Source organism: Lacinutrix undariae, assembly GCF_052934785.1.
Window position 1 is genome coordinate 2,385,874 of record NZ_CM128809.1, and the last position, 17,003, is coordinate 2,402,876.

Genomic DNA, 17,003 nt, shown 5'->3' on the forward strand with positions numbered 1-17,003 from the left:
AAGCTATTAATCGTATTTGGCATTAAAATTACCGTTCCATTTACCATGTACTTTTAAAACTTGCTCAATGACATCTCTAACCGCACCTTTACCGCCATTTTTATGAGAAATATATTTTGAAATACCTTTAATTTCTTGAACCGCATCTTGCGGACAAGTAGGTAGGCCAACTAATGCCATTACCGGATAATCTGGGATATCGTCACCCATATAAAGTACTTGATCTGCAGTGATGTTTTTATCATTTAGGTATTGATTAAACTGCTCAATTTTATTGTGAGTTCCTAAAAACACATCAGTAACACCTAAACCTCCTAAGCGTACACGAACTCCTTCGTTTGATCCACCAGAAATAATACAAAGGTTATAACCAGCATCTAAAGCCGTTTTCATAGCAAAACCATCTTTGGTATGCATGGTTCTTAGCATTTCGCCAGTAGTCGTTAGGGTAATCGTACCATCAGTAAGTACGCCATCTACATCAAAAATAAATGTCGTGATGTTTTCTAGATATTCTTTGTAACTTTTATCGTTTTCCATGCGTGTCTTTTATTGCATCTGTTAAGAGGTTGTAAATGGCTTTATGCTCAGGTTTCTCTAACAAACTTAAATGCTTTTTAATTGTTTTTTTATCGTTTCGTTTTGCAGGACCAGTTTGCGCCATATAAGGCGAAATTTCTTGAACTTTCCTTGCTGTTTCTGTTATTAGTGGCTTTAAAATTTCAAATTCTACACCTTCAGACTCTGTGATTTCATGCGCCACTCGATAGAGTTGATTGGTGAAATTATTCACAAATACGGCAGCCAAATGTAGTGCTTTTCGTTGGTCGCTATTCACTTTATAGGTTTCACTTCCAATCGCTTTCCCTAAATTCATTAAAGTTTGCGCATCCTTTTTTGTAAGTGCTTCAACACACATTGGCACCGTTGAAAAATCAACATCTGTTCCTTTTGTAAATGTTTGTAATGGGTAAAATACACCACGTTTATGCTTTTTATTAAGGTCGTATAAACTCACGCTTCCAGAAGTGTGCGCTACCAATTGGTTTTCAAATGGTAACTGTTCTGCAAGTTTAGAAATTGCATCATCGCTTACCGCAATAATGTATACATCTGCGGGTTGTAAATTATTTAAATTATCGGTGATATTTACACGGTTTTGGTAGGTTTCTATCGCCTCCAAACGTCTGCTATACCATTGTACTATTGAAACATCTTCACTAGCTTCAAAAGCTTTAAAGAGATGAGTGGCTACGTTTCCTGCGCCAAGGATACTAACTGTAATCATGGTGCTAAAATAAGGATATTTGCATAGAAAATTAACTTGAGTTCGTGTTAATTTTTTTGATGCAGATGAAATGCTTCTGAAACGTTAATTTTTAAATACTTTTAAAAATTATCTCTGCCTGCCTGTTTAAAAAAGCGTATCTTTATATCTAAGAATATTCTAAAAAATAATTATGAAAAATGATATTAGCAACCGAGATGATGTACGTCTATTAGTGTCTTCATTTTATGATAAAATAAGAGCAAACGAAACTGTTGGTCCTTTTTTTAATGATGTGATAAAAGATTGGGATGCGCATATTGAGCGTTTAACCACGTTTTGGGAAGCTAGTTTGTTTTTAAAAACCCGTTATACCGGAAATCCGCTTGATGTGCATGTTAAAGTTGATCAGGAAAATAACAATGTTATTAATGAATTGCATTTTGGGATTTGGCTAAACTTATGGTTTGAAACTTTAGATGAATTATTTGAAGGGGATTATACCGAAAATGCGAAACGTAGAGCTCGAAAAATGGGAACTTTTCTGTATCTTAAAATTTTTGAAGCACGCCAAAAAGCCTAAAAAAGTTTAGTTTATTTTAACACTTTGAAGTGAACTAAAAAGCCTAAATTTGCATGACTTAAAAATAGCGTATTATATCATGTTAAATAAACTCGCCAAAATACTTTTTTCAACCCGACTGACAGCTACTTTATTTATTGTTTTTGCTGCTTCAATGGCCATCGGAACATTTTTAGATAGCCAAATGGATACTTCGCCAACACCATATACCAGAAATCTGATATATAACACCTGGTGGTTTGAAGGCATAATGGTTGTTTTTATTATCAACTTTATTGGTAATGTTTTTAGATATAAGTTATTTAGAAAAGAAAAACTGACTAATCTTACACTGCATTTATCATTCATTTTAATCCTTTTTGGAGCGTTTATAACACGCTACGTTGGGTTTGAAGGCATGATGGCAATTAGAGAAGGTGAAACTGAAAATGTGTTTTTATCTCAAAAAACATATATTACTACTTATATAGATGGTGATTTAATGGTTGATGGTATGGCCCAACGCCGTGTGTTACAATCTGAAGTAGATTTTTCGCCACGTATGACAAATAGTTTTTCTGAATATTCATCATACGATACTATTCCTGTAACTATTGAACTTGAAAAGTTTGTTGGAGGTGCCGAAAAAGATGTTGTGCCAGATGAAAATGGAGAATCTTATCTTAAAGTGGTAGAATCGAGTGGCGGACAACCTCATAATCACTTCTTGAAAAAAGGAGAAGTACAAAATTTTCACAACACGTTATTTTCATTAGATAAATTTGTTGAAGGTGCTGTAAATATTACAACTACAAACAATGGGTTAACGATTCAATCTCCTTTTGATGGCGAATATTTTACAATGGCAACAGGTGTTACAGGATCACTTGTTAAAGATAGTATTCAACCTTTAGCATTACTTTCGCGATATATTATAGGAGAGATGCAAATTGTATTTCCTAAGCCTGTAGTAAAAGGAACTTTTGATATTGTTAAAAAAGCGACCTTTCTTAAAGGAGACGAAGATGGTTTGGTCTTTAAAGTAACTGCAAATGGTGAAACTAAGCGCGTTAATGTACTTGGTGGAAAAGGAAGTGATAATGCTTTTGAGCAAGTAGAAATTGGTGGATTAAATATTGCTATGAAATATGGTGCTAAAAGAATTGAATTACCTTTTAGTATTAAACTGAATGATTTTATCGCAGATCGTTTTCCAGGTACCGAAAAAAGTTATTCTTCTTTTGCGAGTGAAGTAACAGTGATAGATGGAAATAAAGAAGATTTTAACTACCGTATTTTTATGAATAATATATTAGATTATGAAGGATACCGCTTCTTTCAGTCTAGTTTTGATCCTGATGAAAAAGGAACTATTTTATCTGTAAATCATGATTTCTGGGGAACTTGGATCACGTATGCAGGTTATTTCTTATTATATTTTGGGCTAATGGCTATTCTACTTGATAAAAATGCACGTATTGCAGACTTAAATAAAATGTTAGCTAAAATAAAGGCTAAAAAAGCAAAATTACTTACTGTAATGTTGTTATGTGTTGGATTGAGTGGATTCTCACAAACACATTCTGCAAACGATGGTCACGATCATCAAACAAAAGTAAAGCCTACAAAAACTCAAATTGATTCGGTTTTACGCGCTAATATTACACCAAAAGAACACGCTGAAAAGTTTGGGAGAATGGTGATACAGGATTATGGCGGACGAATGATGCCAATGAATACCTTTGCTTCTGAAATGCTTAGAAAATTAAGTAAGAGTGATACTTACGAAGATTTTAATGCCAACCAAGTGATGCTATCTATTCAAGAAAGTCCATTACTGTGGTATAATGTTCCTGTAATTTATTTGAAGCCTAGAAAAGCTGATACTATTCGTACAATTATTGGGATTCCAAAAACTCAAAAATATGCTGCTTTAGTTGATTTCTTTACTGAAACAGGTGGGTTTAAATTACAACCGTTTTTAGATAGAATTACCAATATAAATGATCAAAACGCTTACGAGAAGGAATTTAAAGAAGCAGAGCAGCGTGTCTATTTATTATATAATGCTATTGAAGGGCGATCATTAAAAGTATTTCCTGTTCCTGATGATGAAAATAATAAATGGATTTCTCCTTTAGAATTTAGAGAAGAAGGTTATAGAACATCAATCGCAGATTCTTTATATGGAAATTTTGTGAACAATGGCTTGAATGCTTATTTATTGAATTTGCATAATGCTAAAAATGAAGGCGGAAACGATTTTACAACTGCCAATGCTATATTAGATGGGATTAAAAAAACACAACAACAATTAGGTAGTGAAGTAATGCTGTCTGATGATAAGATTACTACCGAAATTTTATATAATAAATACGATATTTTTAGGTCGTTATATAGTTGGTACTTATACGCTGGAGCATTGTTGTTTACCTTTTTAATTGTTCAAATTTTTAGAGATCGTAGCAAGCCTGTATCTGTTACAATTACCGTTTTAAAAGGTATAGTAATAGGGTTATTTGTATTACATACAGCAGGATTAGCTGTACGTTGGTATATTTCTGGTCACGCCCCTTGGAGTGATGCTTACGAATCTATGATTTATGTTGCTTGGGCAACCATGTTATTTGGTGTTTTACTTGGAAGAAAAAGTGAGCTTACCATGGCGGCTACAGCATTTGTTACTGCAATGATATTAATGGTAGCACACTGGAACTGGATGGATCCAGCAATTTCTACACTACAACCTGTTTTAAATAGTTATTGGTTAATGGTACACGTTGCTGTAATTGTTGCAAGTTACGGGCCGTTTACTTTAGGTATGATTTTAGGATTAGTATCTTTATTATTGATGATTTTTACTACTGAAAAAAATAAAGCCAAAATGGGACTCAGTATTCAGGAGTTAACCATTATTAACGAAATGGCATTAACCATAGGTTTAGTAATGTTAACTATTGGAAACTTCTTAGGAGGAATGTGGGCCAACGAAAGTTGGGGACGTTACTGGGGATGGGATCCAAAAGAAACTTGGGCACTTATTAGTATTATGATTTATGCTTTTGTAATTCATATGCGTATTGTTCCAGGACTTCGCGGTCGTTTTAGTTTCAATTTAGGATCTGTATTAGCCTTTTCAAGTATTTTGTTTACTTATTTTGGAGTTAATTTTTACTTATCAGGATTACACTCATACCAATCAGGACAACAGATAGGAAGTGTAAAATATATTGCAATTACCTTAAGTATTATCGCAATTATAGCTGTTTTAGCCTATAGAAAGTATTTAAAATATTACAAGAAGACAAAGAAATAATATATTAATTATATATAAAAAGGCTCCAATTACGGAGCCTTTTTTATGCGTTAAACTAAATGTTCCCTACTTATAAAAGTGTGATAACGTATTTAAAAATCATCCCAAAACTAATTGCTAACCCGAAACTTAACAAAGTTCCTATTAAAATATATTCGGTGAGCTTTCTGTCTTTTGCTTTTGATAAATCTCCAAATCTAAATACAGATTTTGCAGCGATTAAAAACCCGATACCTTCCCAATAATTCATTACAATAAAAACGAAAACAAATAACCGCTCTAGCATTCCAATGTAAGCCCCGGCACTTTCTAAAGATTCATCTTTGGTGTCTTCTTCTAATTCCCATTTAGAAATTAAAATTTTCATAATTACAGAAGCTACAACTGTTACACCTAATAAGCAGGTGATAAATAATAGAATTTGAGGGGTAAATAATGTTTTACCCGAAAAATTAAAAGGTTCATATATATGTACCACAATTGCTATAATTATAAGGTGTGCTAATTGATCTAAGCCAAAAAGTAACCGCGGATTTCCTATTTTATTATTGAGTTGTAATTTAATCACATCAATGATATAGTGTGAAAAAATAATGATTAGCATCCCTAACCAATAGCTGAAATCTGCTTTAAGAATCACAATTAACGATACAAGATGTACCAAAATATGATAATACATAAATTTAGATTTATGCTTGTGCGTTTCCTTATGAGTTACCCAACTTGCCGGTTGTAATAGAAAATCTCCAATAATATGTGCCAAAATAAGCTGTATAAAGAGCATTACCATAAATCTTGTATTTGAGAGTTGTAAAATTGAATCAGTTTTAAAATTTCGTCATAACCACCGCGTTTTAAACCTTCGCTAATATTACTTTGTGATTTATCTAATAATTGAGCGAGTTGTTCTTGATTGAGCTTCGGATGCTCTAAAGCTGTTTTTATAATTAATGAAGATACTGGTGACCAATTATTCATGGTTAATAAGGCTAAATCTAGCATTAAATTAAACTGTGTGTCAAAAGGAGTAAAAGGTGTTTTTATAGCGAGCGTTGTTTTTTTTAGTTGCTCAAAGCATTCTCCTGAGTTTATAAAAGCAGTGCCGTTTGCTTCTGTTATTTTTTCCGAAGTATAACTTTTATCACCAATTCCTATGGCGAGTCTGATGTCGGTTTTTTTAAATTGTCTTAACGTCGCTTTCAATTGTATGGCAACATGTAAAGCTAATTCGGGTTTTAGTTCAATTTGAAAACTATCACCTCTATATATTTCCCAATCTTTTGGCGAATTTCCGTAGGTGTTTAAAACCGTCTTTAAAGCGCTTAACCATTGTTTTGGAGCGCTATCCCTAGAGTTTATAATATCACCAGTTATAATACTTGTCATTTTTTTTATATTGAATAGACTCAAAAATATCACTTTTTTATCAGATAAACAATAATATCTGCAAATAATAGGATATTTCAATATATCTGCTATATGTGGTATATTTTTAATTTATATATAAGCTTCAAATAGGTTTGTCTTCCAAATAGAATGAAATATCTTTGCAATATGAAAATGAGTAATATTTACGATGAAACTGATTAATGAATTTAAAGAATTTGCTGTAAAAGGTAATATGATGGATATGGCCATTGGTATTATTATTGGAGCATCATTTAATAAAGTGATTGATGTTTTGGTTAAACAAGTGTTTTTACCACCATTAACTTTACTTTCCGACGGCATTAATTTTCAAGATAAACGTTTTATTTTAAGAGATGCTATTACAGATGCTGCAGGTGAAATTACTAAAACCGAAGTCGCTATAGGTTATGGCGCATTAGTAGAAGCATTTTTAGATTTTTTAATCATAGGAATTACAGTATTTATTATTGTGAAATTTATGAATAGATTACGTAAAAAATCTCATGATGTAAAAGATAAAACAGTAGTAACACCAAAAGACATTGAGCTACTCACAAAGCTTACCGATCTTATGGAAGAACAAAATAAATTCTTAAAAGGGAAACCAAAACAATAACCGTGTTTTTATAAGAAAATACACTAACTTTATAATTATGAAAAAGCTATCAATATTACTCTTTGCAATGGTGTTATTTAATTGCAAAAACACACCAAAAACAGCAGAAGTTGCAAGTGTAACAGCTGTTGAAACTACCACAGAAAATGTAGAAGACATTTACCAATTTAAGGTTGAAGATTTATACGGAAAACCTTTTGATTTTGCATCTTTAAAAGGAAAAAAGGTAATGGTTGTAAATACAGCTAGTAAGTGTGGTTTAACTCCACAATACGAATTACTACAAGAATTATACGATACTTATAAAGCCGATAATTTTGTAATTGTAGGTTTTCCAGCTAATAACTTTTTATCACAAGAACCAGGAAGCAATGCAGATATTGCTACCTTTTGTAAAGATAATTACGGGGTAACTTTCCCTATGATGGGTAAAATTTCTGTAAAAGGAAAAGACATGCACGACGTGTATCACTTTTTAACCGAAAAATCTAAAAACGGATTAGAAGACTCAAACGTAGCGTGGAATTTTCAAAAATATCTTATTGATGAAAACGGACATTTAGCTCGTGTAATTTCACCAAAAATGTTACCAACAGATGCATCAATAGTATCTTGGATTACATCAAAATAAAAATAGAATTATAACGTTTTTGAAACATCAAAAACATTTAAATAGAACGCATATCGCAACCAATAAACTTACTCCAAAAAATCGTGAATCTCAATATGACTTTAATGCATTATGTGAGGCTTACCCAGAATTAAAACCATTTGTTTTTGAAAATCAATATCAAAATCAAACTAAAACTATAGATTTTTCTAAACCTGCAGCTGTAAAAGCTTTAAATACAGCTTTATTAAAGTTGCATTATAATATTAAATATTGGGAATTTCCCGATGCAAATTTATGTCCGCCAATACCAGGAAGAATGACCTATATTGATGCACTATCAAAAATTTTAAAAAACTCAAAACTTACTGAAAAGGTTTCTGTGTTAGATATTGGTACAGGTGCAACTTGTATTTACCCATTATTAGGACATGCAAAAAACAATTGGACCTTTGTAGGAACTGATGTTGATAGTAATTCTATAATTAGTGCGCAACGCATTATTGATGAGAATAAATTAACCGAAGCAATTAGTTTACGTTTACAAAACGATGCAGCACATATTCTTACAGGTGTTTTAAAAGCCAAAGATAAATTTACAATAAGTATGTGTAACCCTCCGTTTTTTAAATCGGAAGGCGAAGCAGATGCAGCGACTCAGAAAAAACTAGATGGTTTAGGGAAGCAAAATCAATCTTTTACAAGAAATTTTAGCGGTACATCAAATGAATTATGGTATCCAGGTGGAGAAAAAGCCTTTTTACATAATTATTTATATGAAAGTTCGCTTTATAAAACGCAATCTTTTTGGTTTACATCTTTAGTATCTAAAAAAGAGCATGCAGTTTCAATGAAAGCATCTTTAGAAAAATTAAAAGCAACAACAGTTAAGGTTATTGATCTTCAAAAAGGAAATAAATGGTCGCGACTTGTAGTGTGGACTTTTTTAACTGAAAAAGAACAAAAAGAATGGAAATCTTAATATAAGAGGAGTTCTTTATTAAAAATACATGTAAAATGAAATTAGATATTCTTGCCATAGGCGCACATCCAGATGATGTAGAGTTGGGTTGCGGAGGCACAATAGCAAAAGAAATAGCTAACGGGAAATCTGTTGGTATTATTGATTTAACACGTGGAGAATTAGGGACACGTGGTACTGCACAAACACGAAAAGAAGAAGCTGCTGAAGCTGCTAACATTTTAGGTGTTTCGGTAAGAGAGAACTTAGGGTTTGCAGACGGTTTTTTTATAAATGATAAAACACATCAGCTTGAGATAATCAAAATGATTAGAAAATATCAACCCGATGTTGTGCTGTGTAATGCTATTGATGATCGTCATATTGATCATGGAAAAGGAAGTCAGTTAGTAAGTGATGCTTGTTTTTTAAGCGGATTAATAAAAATTGAAACAGAAGTAGAAGGAGAGTTACAAAAACAATGGAGACCACGCCAAGTATTTCATTATATTCAATGGAAAAATATTACACCAGATTTTGTTGTAGATATATCTGGGTTTATGGATACTAAAATGAAGTCTATATTAGCTTATAAGACACAGTTTTATGACCCAAAAAGTAATGCTCCAGAAACCCCAATTTCAAGCAAGAATTTTACCGATAGTGCAGATTATAGAGCTAGAGACCTTGGTAGGCTAGTAGGAAAAGAACATGCAGAAGGTTTCACTGTAGAACGCTATATATCAGTTGATAGCATATTTGATGTAAAATAAATCAAAAAAAAGTTTGCAGGATTAAGATATCGTTGTATATTTGCAATCCAATTAAAATGGTGGTTGTAGCTCAGTTGGTTAGAGCATTGGTTTGTGGTACCAAGGGTCGCCGGTTCGAATCCGGTCTTCCACCCAGAAATAAAAAGCCTTTCAGTTTTCTGAAAGGCTTTTTTTGTGGCTATAACGAAGGTTTTTATTTCTTATCAACCACTAAGCGGTCGTCTCTATTTGCAATTTCCCAAGCGGTATAAAACACCAAGCGTGTTCTATTTTCTAATAAATCATATTCAATTTTATCAGGTGTGTCAGTTGGTTTGTGGTAATCTGCGTGAGTACCGTTAAAATAGAAAATTACAGGAATGTTATTTTTTGCAAAATTATAATGATCAGATCTATAATAGTAACGGTTAGGGTCCTTTTCATCATTAAAAGTGTAGTCTAAGTCTATTTTTGTGTATTTGTTGTTTACAGCTTCCGAAAGGTCGTGTAATTGTGTACTCAACTTATCTGATCCTATTAAATATACAAAATTACGATTGTCTTTATGTTTTTCATCAACTCTACCAATCATATCAATATTTAAATCGGCTACAGTGTTTTCTAAAGGAAAAATAGGGGAGTTGTCTGTATAGTGTCTAGAGCCTAAGAGTCCTTTTTCTTCACCTGTAACATGTAGGAAAAGTATAGAACGCTTTGGTGTATATCCGTCGTTTAAAGCGGCTTTAAATGCTTCGGCAATTTCAAGTATAGCTACAGTTCCTGAGCCATCATCATCTGCACCATTATAAACCAATCCACCTTTAATACCTTCATGATCTAAATGTGCAGAAATCACTAAAATTTCGTCAGGTTTTTCACTTCCTTTAATAAAAGCGGCTACGTTTTCAGAATCTATACTTTCGGTTTTAGTATCAATATTATAACTTATACGTGCTGAAATTGGCTTAGCTACATTATTTGTAAGAATATCGTTATAAAAGCTTTGTGCTAAATTTTCAGTAATCATAAATACTGGAAATTCATTTGCATCTTTTTGAATAAGAGAAATAGATCCTTTAGCTCCAGATTTAACTTGTTTTTGGTAAAAGTTAGCAAGAATTGGAAAATTTTCATCATTTATAATGATAAAACCTTTAGCGCCTTTCTCTTTGGCCACATTTACTTTTTGAGATCTTGCGCGTCTTCCTTTAGACCAAATTGTTTCTTTGGTATCTTTAGAGGTAACGTAAGTACCATCGGCATTTTTAGGTTCACCGGCTTTTAGTAAAACGATTTTTCCACGAACATCAATAGTGTTGTAATCTGAGTAATTTTCGTCATCAATTCCGTAACCTACATATACAATATCATCTGTAGTTAATGTTTGTGAGGCAACTGATCCAACGGTTATAAAATCGGTATATTCTATTTTTGTTTCACCATTTAAAGAAAGCGTAGTTGTTGGATGTTGGCGCGTTTCTAAAGGTACTTTTTGAAAATATTCATTATTTGGAAGTGCAGACGGAATTTGCATATCCACGTAATGTTGTTTTAAATAATTTACGGCTTTTTTTTGCCCAGGAGCTCCGGTTAGACGTCCTTCAAAGTCATCTGAAGCAAAGGTGTAAAGCATGTCTTTAAGCTCGGAAGCTGTAATGCTGTTAGCGTATGTTGTAGGATTTGCAGGAGGTAATACTTTGTTTTGTTTAGTTGTAGAGCAGTTGGTTAAGGCAATTGCCATACTACATATCATTACTGTTTTTTTCATATTGATATAAAGGAATAGGGTTAGTTTTTTTAGATAATCCCAAAAATTACTATTTTCTTTATATAAGTGTTAAATATTTAACACTGTTTAACATGAAATTTATTGAATTTCTATTTTTTATCCACTTCAATTCGTTTATCGCTATTAGCAAGTTGCCACGCGGTATAAAAAATTAAGTCGGTGCGTTTTTTTAGTAGCGGATAATTTATTTTTTCAGCAGTATCACTCGGTTTATGATAATCTTCATGACCACCATTAAAATAAAAAATCACAGGAATATTATGTTTTGCGAAGTTATAATGATCGGATCTGTAGTAGTATTGATTAACATCGCTTTCTTTATTAAAATCGTAATCTAATATTAAATTAGAAAAATTGTCATTTGCTTTTTCTGAAATATAATGAAGCTCGGTACTTAATCTATCGGCTCCAATAATATAGATGTAATTTGGTGTTTTTTCATGTTTAGGATCTACTCTTCCAATCATATCAATATTAAGATCAGCTACAGTGTTTTTAAGCGGAAATATGGGGTTTTTAGAGTAAAATTGAGATCCAAATAAACCTTGTTCTTCACCGGTAAAATGTAAAAATAAAATACTTCTTTTAGGAGAGAAACCGTTTTGTTTTGCTGTGTTAAAAGCTTGTGCAATTTCTAAAAGTGCTGAAGTTCCGGAGCCGTTATCATCAGCACCATTATAAATAGTATCGCCTTCAATACCCATATGATCTAGGTGAGACGAAATTACCAAAACCTCATTAGGTTTAGTACTTCCTTTAATAAAAGCAACTACATTTTTGGACGCTTTTAAATCTTTTGAAAGTGCTATTTTAGGGATATTCTGAAAATAATTACTACTATCTAATGGTGTTGCAATATGTTGTGATTTATAATAATTAGCCACATAATCTGCCGCTTTATCAAAACCTATTTCGCCTGTTTTTCTACCTTGATAGGTATCTGAAGAGAGTTCAAAAAGGTGTGTTTTTAAATCTGTAGTATCAATTTGCTGCGCATATTTAAGCATCGCTTCTTTATCTTGAAAAATAATAGCGTCTTTAATCTCTTTTATTTTTTCGCTATGCCGTTTGTTGGCACAAGAACCTACTAGAGTTAACATTGAAACAATGATAAGAGTAATTTTCATAGCGTACTATAAATATTTTTATTCAGAAATGAATATTATATATCTAAGTTTTCTAGTTCATTTATGGTGCTTTCGTCAATATCTAACTCTTCAATATCAATAGCGTTTTCATCAATATCTAAAGTTTCTACTTCTAACTCTTCAGTATCAATATCAAGTTCTTCTGTATCAATATCTAACTCTTCAAAATCAATATCTAGTTCTTCAAGAATATCTTTTGAGTCTTCTTCCGATTCTTTTTCTCGTACCTCAAGGGCTTCAATATCTCCAATTTCGGTAGTTGTAAAAATTGTTTTGTAAATAGTTATTGAAATTGAAATAATGGCTAGCAAAAAAATGTATTGCACCACTTTTTTAGGACTGTTATTCTTTTTTGAAATATAATAGATAATTAAGCCCAGTAAAAATGCAACTATAGCCGGTATTAGTGCTAAATTAGATAATGGAGTAACTGCTAAAATAACAGATAAAAGCGCCGCTATAAAAGCGATTATAATAAGAATTTTTTTCATTTTTAATGTTTTAAGCCAGTTGCAGATTTGATGTTTAATTCGCCATTTCCTACAGGAATTTTAAATTTAGCACGTACAGGAACTTTATTTTCATCGGCAGTTAACCATAATAAGTTATTGCCAGAACCTTCTAGAATGTTACTATTATTTATTGAAATTGATAATTTGTAACACGCTTTTTTACCAATAGCCGAGGCGATAGTTTCTGTACCTAAGTATTTAAAATTCACTTTAGTTTCTTTGTTATCAAAAATTACGGTAAGCGTTTTTGTTGTTCCTACAGAAAGGTTTGAAAAATCTATGGTTCTAAGATGATATAGAGTGGTTACCAAATCTTTAGTACTACTTCCTATTGAGACTGTTTTATTAACTTCCCAAGTAGTACCATCTCCACGTATTTTACGACGGGTACTTTTTACGGTTTTAGATTTATGACTGAATTTATACTGCATAAATTTGTAGTAGCCGCCTTCATTAATATCTCTTTTATATAAATAAGGGGTTAATGATTTTGGACTCACATAACTTTCATAAATATCTCTAATTTTAAAAAAATCATCCCATTTTTTAAAAGTTGCCGCAGTACATTTTAATCTTAAAAGCGTTGCTTTTGATGTTTTAATAGCACTAGTTTCCATTTTTACCTGAGCTATTGGTGTCATTAAACCAGACATATTATAAGATGCTGTAAACACAAGCTCTTCACCTGGTGCGATGGCATTATTTTGTGCTATTGATAATGTTGAAAAAAGCAATAATACAGCTAGAAAAAGTTTTTGCATGATGTTAGTATGTTTTGATATCCAATAAGTAACCATTTATTGTGCCAAATGTATTCTAATCTTATTGAATAAAAAAAACAGGAACAAACTATTATTTATAAATAGAATGTTTTAAAGTAATTATTAATTGTGTTTTAAAAAAAAGGGAAGTAATTATTTATTGCTTAATACACTACTTTTTGTAAAATACATAAGACTAGCAAAAACAACTAGTAGGATGATTTTACCAAACAAATAACCAAAACCGTACTGTGTTAGTCTGCTAAAATCGGTTACAATAATTTGTATAATACTAATTAAAAGAAAAAGGGCAATAATTGACGAAATATAAAATACTATTTTTTTCATTTTATAGAAATATATAAAAGGAGGTATGTTGCCATATCCTCCTTTTATGTGTTATGATTATTTTGTAACTGTTGTAGTTGTTGGAGTGTAAATTCCAAAAGTTATAGCAGATACTAATCCATTTACAAATGATTGTCTTGTAAATACAGTATAATCTTTTGCGCCGTCAGCCATTTGCTTAGAGTTTGAAACTCCAACTGGTGCTAAACCATATATTACATAATGGTTCCATTGAGTTGTTTGGCTGTTACCTTGAGCACCTTTTCCTACTACGCTTGTGTATGAGTAACAAGACGTTAAAAGCATTGCTGAAGCAAATGCGATAGCCATTGATTTCATTGATTTTTTGATCATTTTTTCTAGTTTTAATAGTTGATTGATATTGATAATATGTTTTTAAAATTTAGGTGTATTTATATTATTATAATACGATTAAATTCAACACGAATGTAATATATTTAGAATAATAAAAAAAAATAAACAGATGTTATTGTTCTATTTTTTTAGGTGAAAAAATAAGTTAATTAGTCGCTTTCACCTTAATTTTAAGGTGATTGAGGGAAACCGTAAAAAACTATCAACATATATACTGAAATTTACAACGTATAATTATTAACACCCTACTACATTGAAAAAAATAATTACTAGTCTACTTGTTATTTGTGCTTTTGGAATGCTTATTTATTTTGGAGCGACAACTATTAATTTAGATGCACGAACTAAAAATGAAATTGGTCAAAAAGTGGACAGCCTAAATGGTGTTTTTGTATATTATAATGGTAGTGTAAGCAATGTAAGCGGAAGACGATTAACCAAGGATGGTTATAATTTAGGCTTAAAATACCAATGTGTAGAATTTGTAAAACGTTATTATTATGAAGCTCTAGATCATAAAATGCCTGATAGCTATGGGCATGCAAAAGATTTTTTTATATCGCGTGTAAAAGATGGTAAACGTAACGCACAACGAAATTTAATACAATACATAAACCCAAGTTCATCACAACCTAAAGTAAATGATTTGGTAGTATACTCGGGGACTGTTTTTAACTCTTATGGTCATGTGTCAATCATATCTAAAGTTTCAGATTCTGAAATTGAAATTATCCAACAAAATCCAGGTTCTTTTGGAAAATCACGAGCCACCTTTAAGTTGAGTAATACCAGCGGAAAATGGCATATTGATAACAAACAAATATTAGGTTGGTTGCGTAAATAACTATGCTATGTAAAACCATTTCGCATAAAAAAGCCTCCTAAAAATCATATAAACTTTCAGGAGGCTTTTTTTATGTTATAAAAGATAAAACGACTAAGCGTTTTCTTCAACTAACTCTTCAATTTTCATTGATCCGTTAGTTTTAAGTGCTGTATGCCAGCTGAAAGCATCTTTTAATATGTGTGGTGTTTGTCCGCCTTTAGCGTAAGCATCTTCAAAATATTTAGACATTTGTGCTTTGTAATCAGGATGGACACAGTTTTTAATAATAAGTCTAGCTCTTTCAATAGGTGCTAAACCTCTAATATCTGCTAAACCTTCATCGGTTACTAAAACATCAACATCGTGTTCTGTATGATCTGTATGAGAAACCATTGGTACGATATGTGAAATTCTTCCTTCTTTAGAAATTGAAGGACAAGCAAAAATACTTAGATATCCGTTTCTAGCAAAATCACCAGAACCACCAATACCATTCATCATTTTTGTACCTCCAATATGTGTAGAATTTACGTTTCCGTAGATATCAAACTCAATAGCAGTATTAATACCAATAACTCCTAAACGACTCACAACTTCGGCAGCATTACTAATATTTTGTGGTCTTAATACTAGTTTGCTTTTATAGAAATCAAAATTAGCAAAAATCTTATCGTAACAAGGTTGAGTTACTGTAATTGATGATGCAGAAGCGAAAAGTAATTTTCCAGAATCTATTAAATCAAAAGTACTGTCTTGTAATACTTCTGAGTACATTGTTAAGTTTTTAAATCTACTTTTAGTGAAACCAGAAAGTATAGCATTTGCAGTTTTACCAATACCAGCTTGCAATGGTAAAAGTGATTCTGTTAAACGACCTTCATCTACTTCTTTATCTAAAAAGGCAAGAATATGTTTTGAGATTGCTGATGTTTTTTCATCTGGATCAGAAATTACAGCAGGACTATCAGCGATATCAGTATAAACAATAGCTGCTACTTTTTTAGGATCAATTTTAATAAAAGCATCTCCAATTCTAGTATCAGATTCTACTACAGGAATAATCTCGCGATTAGGTTGTTTTTTTAATACTTTAATATCATGAATTCCTGCAAAGTTTTCAGGAATAGTTCTATTAATTTCAATAATAATTTTATCAGCTTTATCAGCAAATATAGGCGAGTTTCCTACCGATGTTGTTGGTACGATATACCCGTCTTCGGTAATAGATACCGCTTCAATAATGGCTACATCAATTTTAAATGTATCAATATTTTGAAGCATATCTGCTGTTTGTCCTAAATGCTGATCTACGTATAAAACTTCGTGATTATTAATGGCATTTCTTAATGTTGGATCTGCCTGAAAAGGCATTCTTTTATTAAGGGCTCCATTTTTAGCTAAATTTGCATCGGTATCATATCCTAAAGATGCTCCACTTAAAACCGTAACTTTTAAGTCTTCATGTAGCGCTCTTTCTGCAACTTGAGGTAAAACCACTTTGCTGTCTCCAGCTTTGGTAAACCCACTAACTCCTAAAACGTCATTGTTTTTTATGAGTAAAGCAGCCTCTTCTGATGTTTGAACTTTATCAATATAAGGGGAGTATTTAATTCTATGCATATTTATGTGTATTTTGTAATTTTAGGGTTAAAAAAATTGCTATTTGATTAAATTTAGAACTCTTATTGAGTAATTAATAAAATAGATTGGCAATTTATGCAAGATATTTATTGTCTATTTATTTAAGTAA

General features: G+C 31.7%; 18 protein-coding genes and 1 tRNA gene. 8 read left to right on the top strand and 11 right to left on the bottom strand.

Going from position 1 to position 17,003, the window contains the following annotated elements:
- Positions 1-6: 6 nt before the first annotated feature.
- Together ACU4C5_RS10670 and ACU4C5_RS10675 are read right to left on the bottom strand one after the other, a co-directional pair.
- Positions 7-540: a KdsC family phosphatase gene (locus ACU4C5_RS10670; protein WP_446844199.1), complete on the bottom strand. Its 534-nt coding sequence runs from the start codon at positions 538-540 to the stop codon at positions 7-9.
- Positions 527-1,288 carry a Rossmann-like and DUF2520 domain-containing protein gene (locus tag ACU4C5_RS10675; RefSeq protein ID WP_446844200.1) on the bottom strand — a complete coding sequence of 254 codons (762 nt, stop codon included), beginning with the start codon at positions 1,286-1,288 and terminating at the stop codon, positions 527-529. The genes ACU4C5_RS10670 and ACU4C5_RS10675 overlap by 14 nt, the downstream gene beginning before the upstream one ends.
- A gap of 172 nt (positions 1,289-1,460) precedes the next feature.
- On the opposite strand from ACU4C5_RS10675, the gene ACU4C5_RS10680 reads away from it, so the two are divergent.
- Positions 1,461-1,850 carry a group III truncated hemoglobin gene (locus ACU4C5_RS10680; protein ID WP_446844201.1) on the top strand — a complete coding sequence of 130 codons (390 nt, stop codon included), beginning with the start codon at positions 1,461-1,463 and terminating at the stop codon, positions 1,848-1,850.
- 79 nt (positions 1,851-1,929) lie between these two features.
- A complete protein-coding gene (locus ACU4C5_RS10685; protein ID WP_446844202.1) occupies positions 1,930-5,145 on the top strand; it encodes a cytochrome c biogenesis protein in 3,216 nt (1,071 codons plus the stop codon).
- Positions 5,146-5,215: 70 nt separating this feature from the next.
- On the opposite strand, the gene ACU4C5_RS10690 is transcribed toward ACU4C5_RS10685, so the two are convergent.
- Together ACU4C5_RS10690 and ACU4C5_RS10695 are read right to left on the bottom strand one after the other, a co-directional pair.
- Positions 5,216-5,935, bottom strand: a complete 720-nt coding sequence (locus tag ACU4C5_RS10690; protein ID WP_446844203.1) for a DUF3307 domain-containing protein — start codon at positions 5,933-5,935, stop codon at positions 5,216-5,218.
- On the bottom strand, positions 5,929-6,531 hold the full coding sequence (locus tag ACU4C5_RS10695; protein WP_446844204.1) for a transcriptional regulator: 603 nt from the start codon (positions 6,529-6,531) through the stop codon (positions 5,929-5,931). Before ACU4C5_RS10695 ends, ACU4C5_RS10690 begins: the two co-directional genes overlap by 7 nt.
- A 190-nt stretch (positions 6,532-6,721) precedes the next feature.
- On the opposite strand from ACU4C5_RS10695, the gene mscL reads away from it, so the two are divergent.
- From mscL to ACU4C5_RS10720, 5 genes are all read left to right on the top strand, one after another.
- Positions 6,722-7,171 (top strand): large conductance mechanosensitive channel protein MscL, encoded by a 450-nt coding sequence (mscL, locus tag ACU4C5_RS10700; RefSeq protein ID WP_446844205.1) that lies wholly within the window; start codon positions 6,722-6,724, stop codon positions 7,169-7,171.
- A gap of 37 nt (positions 7,172-7,208) precedes the next feature.
- On the top strand, positions 7,209-7,802 hold the full coding sequence (locus ACU4C5_RS10705) for a glutathione peroxidase (RefSeq protein WP_446844206.1): 594 nt from the start codon (positions 7,209-7,211) through the stop codon (positions 7,800-7,802).
- 19 nt (positions 7,803-7,821) lie between these two features.
- Positions 7,822-8,763, top strand: a complete 942-nt coding sequence (gene rlmF, locus ACU4C5_RS10710; RefSeq protein WP_446844207.1) for a 23S rRNA (adenine(1618)-N(6))-methyltransferase RlmF — start codon at positions 7,822-7,824, stop codon at positions 8,761-8,763.
- A gap of 35 nt (positions 8,764-8,798) precedes the next feature.
- On the top strand, positions 8,799-9,515 hold the full coding sequence (gene bshB1 / locus ACU4C5_RS10715; RefSeq protein WP_446844208.1) for a bacillithiol biosynthesis deacetylase BshB1: 717 nt from the start codon (positions 8,799-8,801) through the stop codon (positions 9,513-9,515).
- A gap of 58 nt (positions 9,516-9,573) precedes the next feature.
- Positions 9,574-9,649 (top strand) — tRNA-His (locus ACU4C5_RS10720).
- Between the two features lie 59 nt (positions 9,650-9,708).
- Here the strand turns inward: ACU4C5_RS10720 and ACU4C5_RS10725 are convergent.
- From ACU4C5_RS10725 to ACU4C5_RS10750, 6 genes are all read right to left on the bottom strand, one after another.
- A complete protein-coding gene (locus tag ACU4C5_RS10725; protein WP_446844209.1) occupies positions 9,709-11,262 on the bottom strand; it encodes a M28 family peptidase in 1,554 nt (517 codons plus the stop codon).
- Between the two features lie 110 nt (positions 11,263-11,372).
- Positions 11,373-12,410 carry a M28 family metallopeptidase gene (locus tag ACU4C5_RS10730; RefSeq protein ID WP_446844210.1) on the bottom strand — a complete coding sequence of 346 codons (1,038 nt, stop codon included), beginning with the start codon at positions 12,408-12,410 and terminating at the stop codon, positions 11,373-11,375.
- Positions 12,411-12,445: 35 nt separating this feature from the next.
- Positions 12,446-12,922, bottom strand: coding sequence for an RNA polymerase I-specific transcription initiation factor RRN3-like family protein (locus ACU4C5_RS10735; RefSeq protein ID WP_446844211.1), 477 nt, complete (start codon positions 12,920-12,922; stop codon positions 12,446-12,448).
- Positions 12,923-12,924: 2 nt separating this feature from the next.
- A complete protein-coding gene (locus ACU4C5_RS10740; protein ID WP_446844212.1) occupies positions 12,925-13,704 on the bottom strand; it encodes a DUF3108 domain-containing protein in 780 nt (259 codons plus the stop codon).
- Positions 13,705-13,857: 153 nt separating this feature from the next.
- Complete coding sequence (locus ACU4C5_RS10745) at positions 13,858-14,052, bottom strand: hypothetical protein (protein WP_446844213.1); 195 nt, start codon at positions 14,050-14,052, stop codon at positions 13,858-13,860.
- A gap of 57 nt (positions 14,053-14,109) precedes the next feature.
- Positions 14,110-14,406 carry a Bor family protein gene (locus ACU4C5_RS10750; protein WP_446844214.1) on the bottom strand — a complete coding sequence of 99 codons (297 nt, stop codon included), beginning with the start codon at positions 14,404-14,406 and terminating at the stop codon, positions 14,110-14,112.
- 274 nt (positions 14,407-14,680) lie between these two features.
- Here ACU4C5_RS10750 and ACU4C5_RS10755 point away from each other — a divergent pair, with 274 nt between their 5' ends.
- Positions 14,681-15,271, top strand: coding sequence for a CHAP domain-containing protein (locus tag ACU4C5_RS10755; RefSeq protein WP_446844215.1), 591 nt, complete (start codon positions 14,681-14,683; stop codon positions 15,269-15,271).
- 93 nt (positions 15,272-15,364) lie between these two features.
- On the opposite strand, the gene scpC is transcribed toward ACU4C5_RS10755, so the two are convergent.
- Complete coding sequence (gene scpC, locus ACU4C5_RS10760; RefSeq protein ID WP_446844216.1) at positions 15,365-16,873, bottom strand: succinyl-CoA:acetate CoA-transferase ScpC; 1,509 nt, start codon at positions 16,871-16,873, stop codon at positions 15,365-15,367.
- Positions 16,874-17,003 lie beyond the last annotated feature (130 nt).

Bases quoted from the DNA above. Each gene is read 5' to 3' on its own strand.
- ACU4C5_RS10670 (WP_446844199.1), bottom strand. From the start codon at position 540: ATGGAAAACGATAAAAGTTACAAAGAATATCTAGAAAACATCACGACA.
- ACU4C5_RS10675 (WP_446844200.1), bottom strand. From the start codon at position 1,288: ATGATTACAGTTAGTATCCTTGGCGCAGGAAACGTAGCCACTCATCTC.
- ACU4C5_RS10680 (WP_446844201.1), top strand. From the start codon at position 1,461: ATGAAAAATGATATTAGCAACCGAGATGATGTACGTCTATTAGTGTCT.
- ACU4C5_RS10685 (WP_446844202.1), top strand. From the start codon at position 1,930: ATGTTAAATAAACTCGCCAAAATACTTTTTTCAACCCGACTGACAGCT.
- ACU4C5_RS10690 (WP_446844203.1), bottom strand. From the start codon at position 5,935: ATGGTAATGCTCTTTATACAGCTTATTTTGGCACATATTATTGGAGAT.
- ACU4C5_RS10695 (WP_446844204.1), bottom strand. From the start codon at position 6,531: ATGACAAGTATTATAACTGGTGATATTATAAACTCTAGGGATAGCGCT.
- mscL (WP_446844205.1), top strand. From the start codon at position 6,722: ATGAAACTGATTAATGAATTTAAAGAATTTGCTGTAAAAGGTAATATG.
- ACU4C5_RS10705 (WP_446844206.1), top strand. From the start codon at position 7,209: ATGAAAAAGCTATCAATATTACTCTTTGCAATGGTGTTATTTAATTGC.
- bshB1 (WP_446844208.1), top strand. From the start codon at position 8,799: ATGAAATTAGATATTCTTGCCATAGGCGCACATCCAGATGATGTAGAG.
- ACU4C5_RS10725 (WP_446844209.1), bottom strand. From the start codon at position 11,262: ATGAAAAAAACAGTAATGATATGTAGTATGGCAATTGCCTTAACCAAC.
- ACU4C5_RS10730 (WP_446844210.1), bottom strand. From the start codon at position 12,410: ATGAAAATTACTCTTATCATTGTTTCAATGTTAACTCTAGTAGGTTCT.
- ACU4C5_RS10735 (WP_446844211.1), bottom strand. From the start codon at position 12,922: ATGAAAAAAATTCTTATTATAATCGCTTTTATAGCGGCGCTTTTATCT.
- ACU4C5_RS10740 (WP_446844212.1), bottom strand. From the start codon at position 13,704: ATGCAAAAACTTTTTCTAGCTGTATTATTGCTTTTTTCAACATTATCA.
- ACU4C5_RS10745 (WP_446844213.1), bottom strand. From the start codon at position 14,052: ATGAAAAAAATAGTATTTTATATTTCGTCAATTATTGCCCTTTTTCTT.
- ACU4C5_RS10750 (WP_446844214.1), bottom strand. From the start codon at position 14,406: ATGATCAAAAAATCAATGAAATCAATGGCTATCGCATTTGCTTCAGCA.
- scpC (WP_446844216.1), bottom strand. From the start codon at position 16,873: ATGCATAGAATTAAATACTCCCCTTATATTGATAAAGTTCAAACATCA.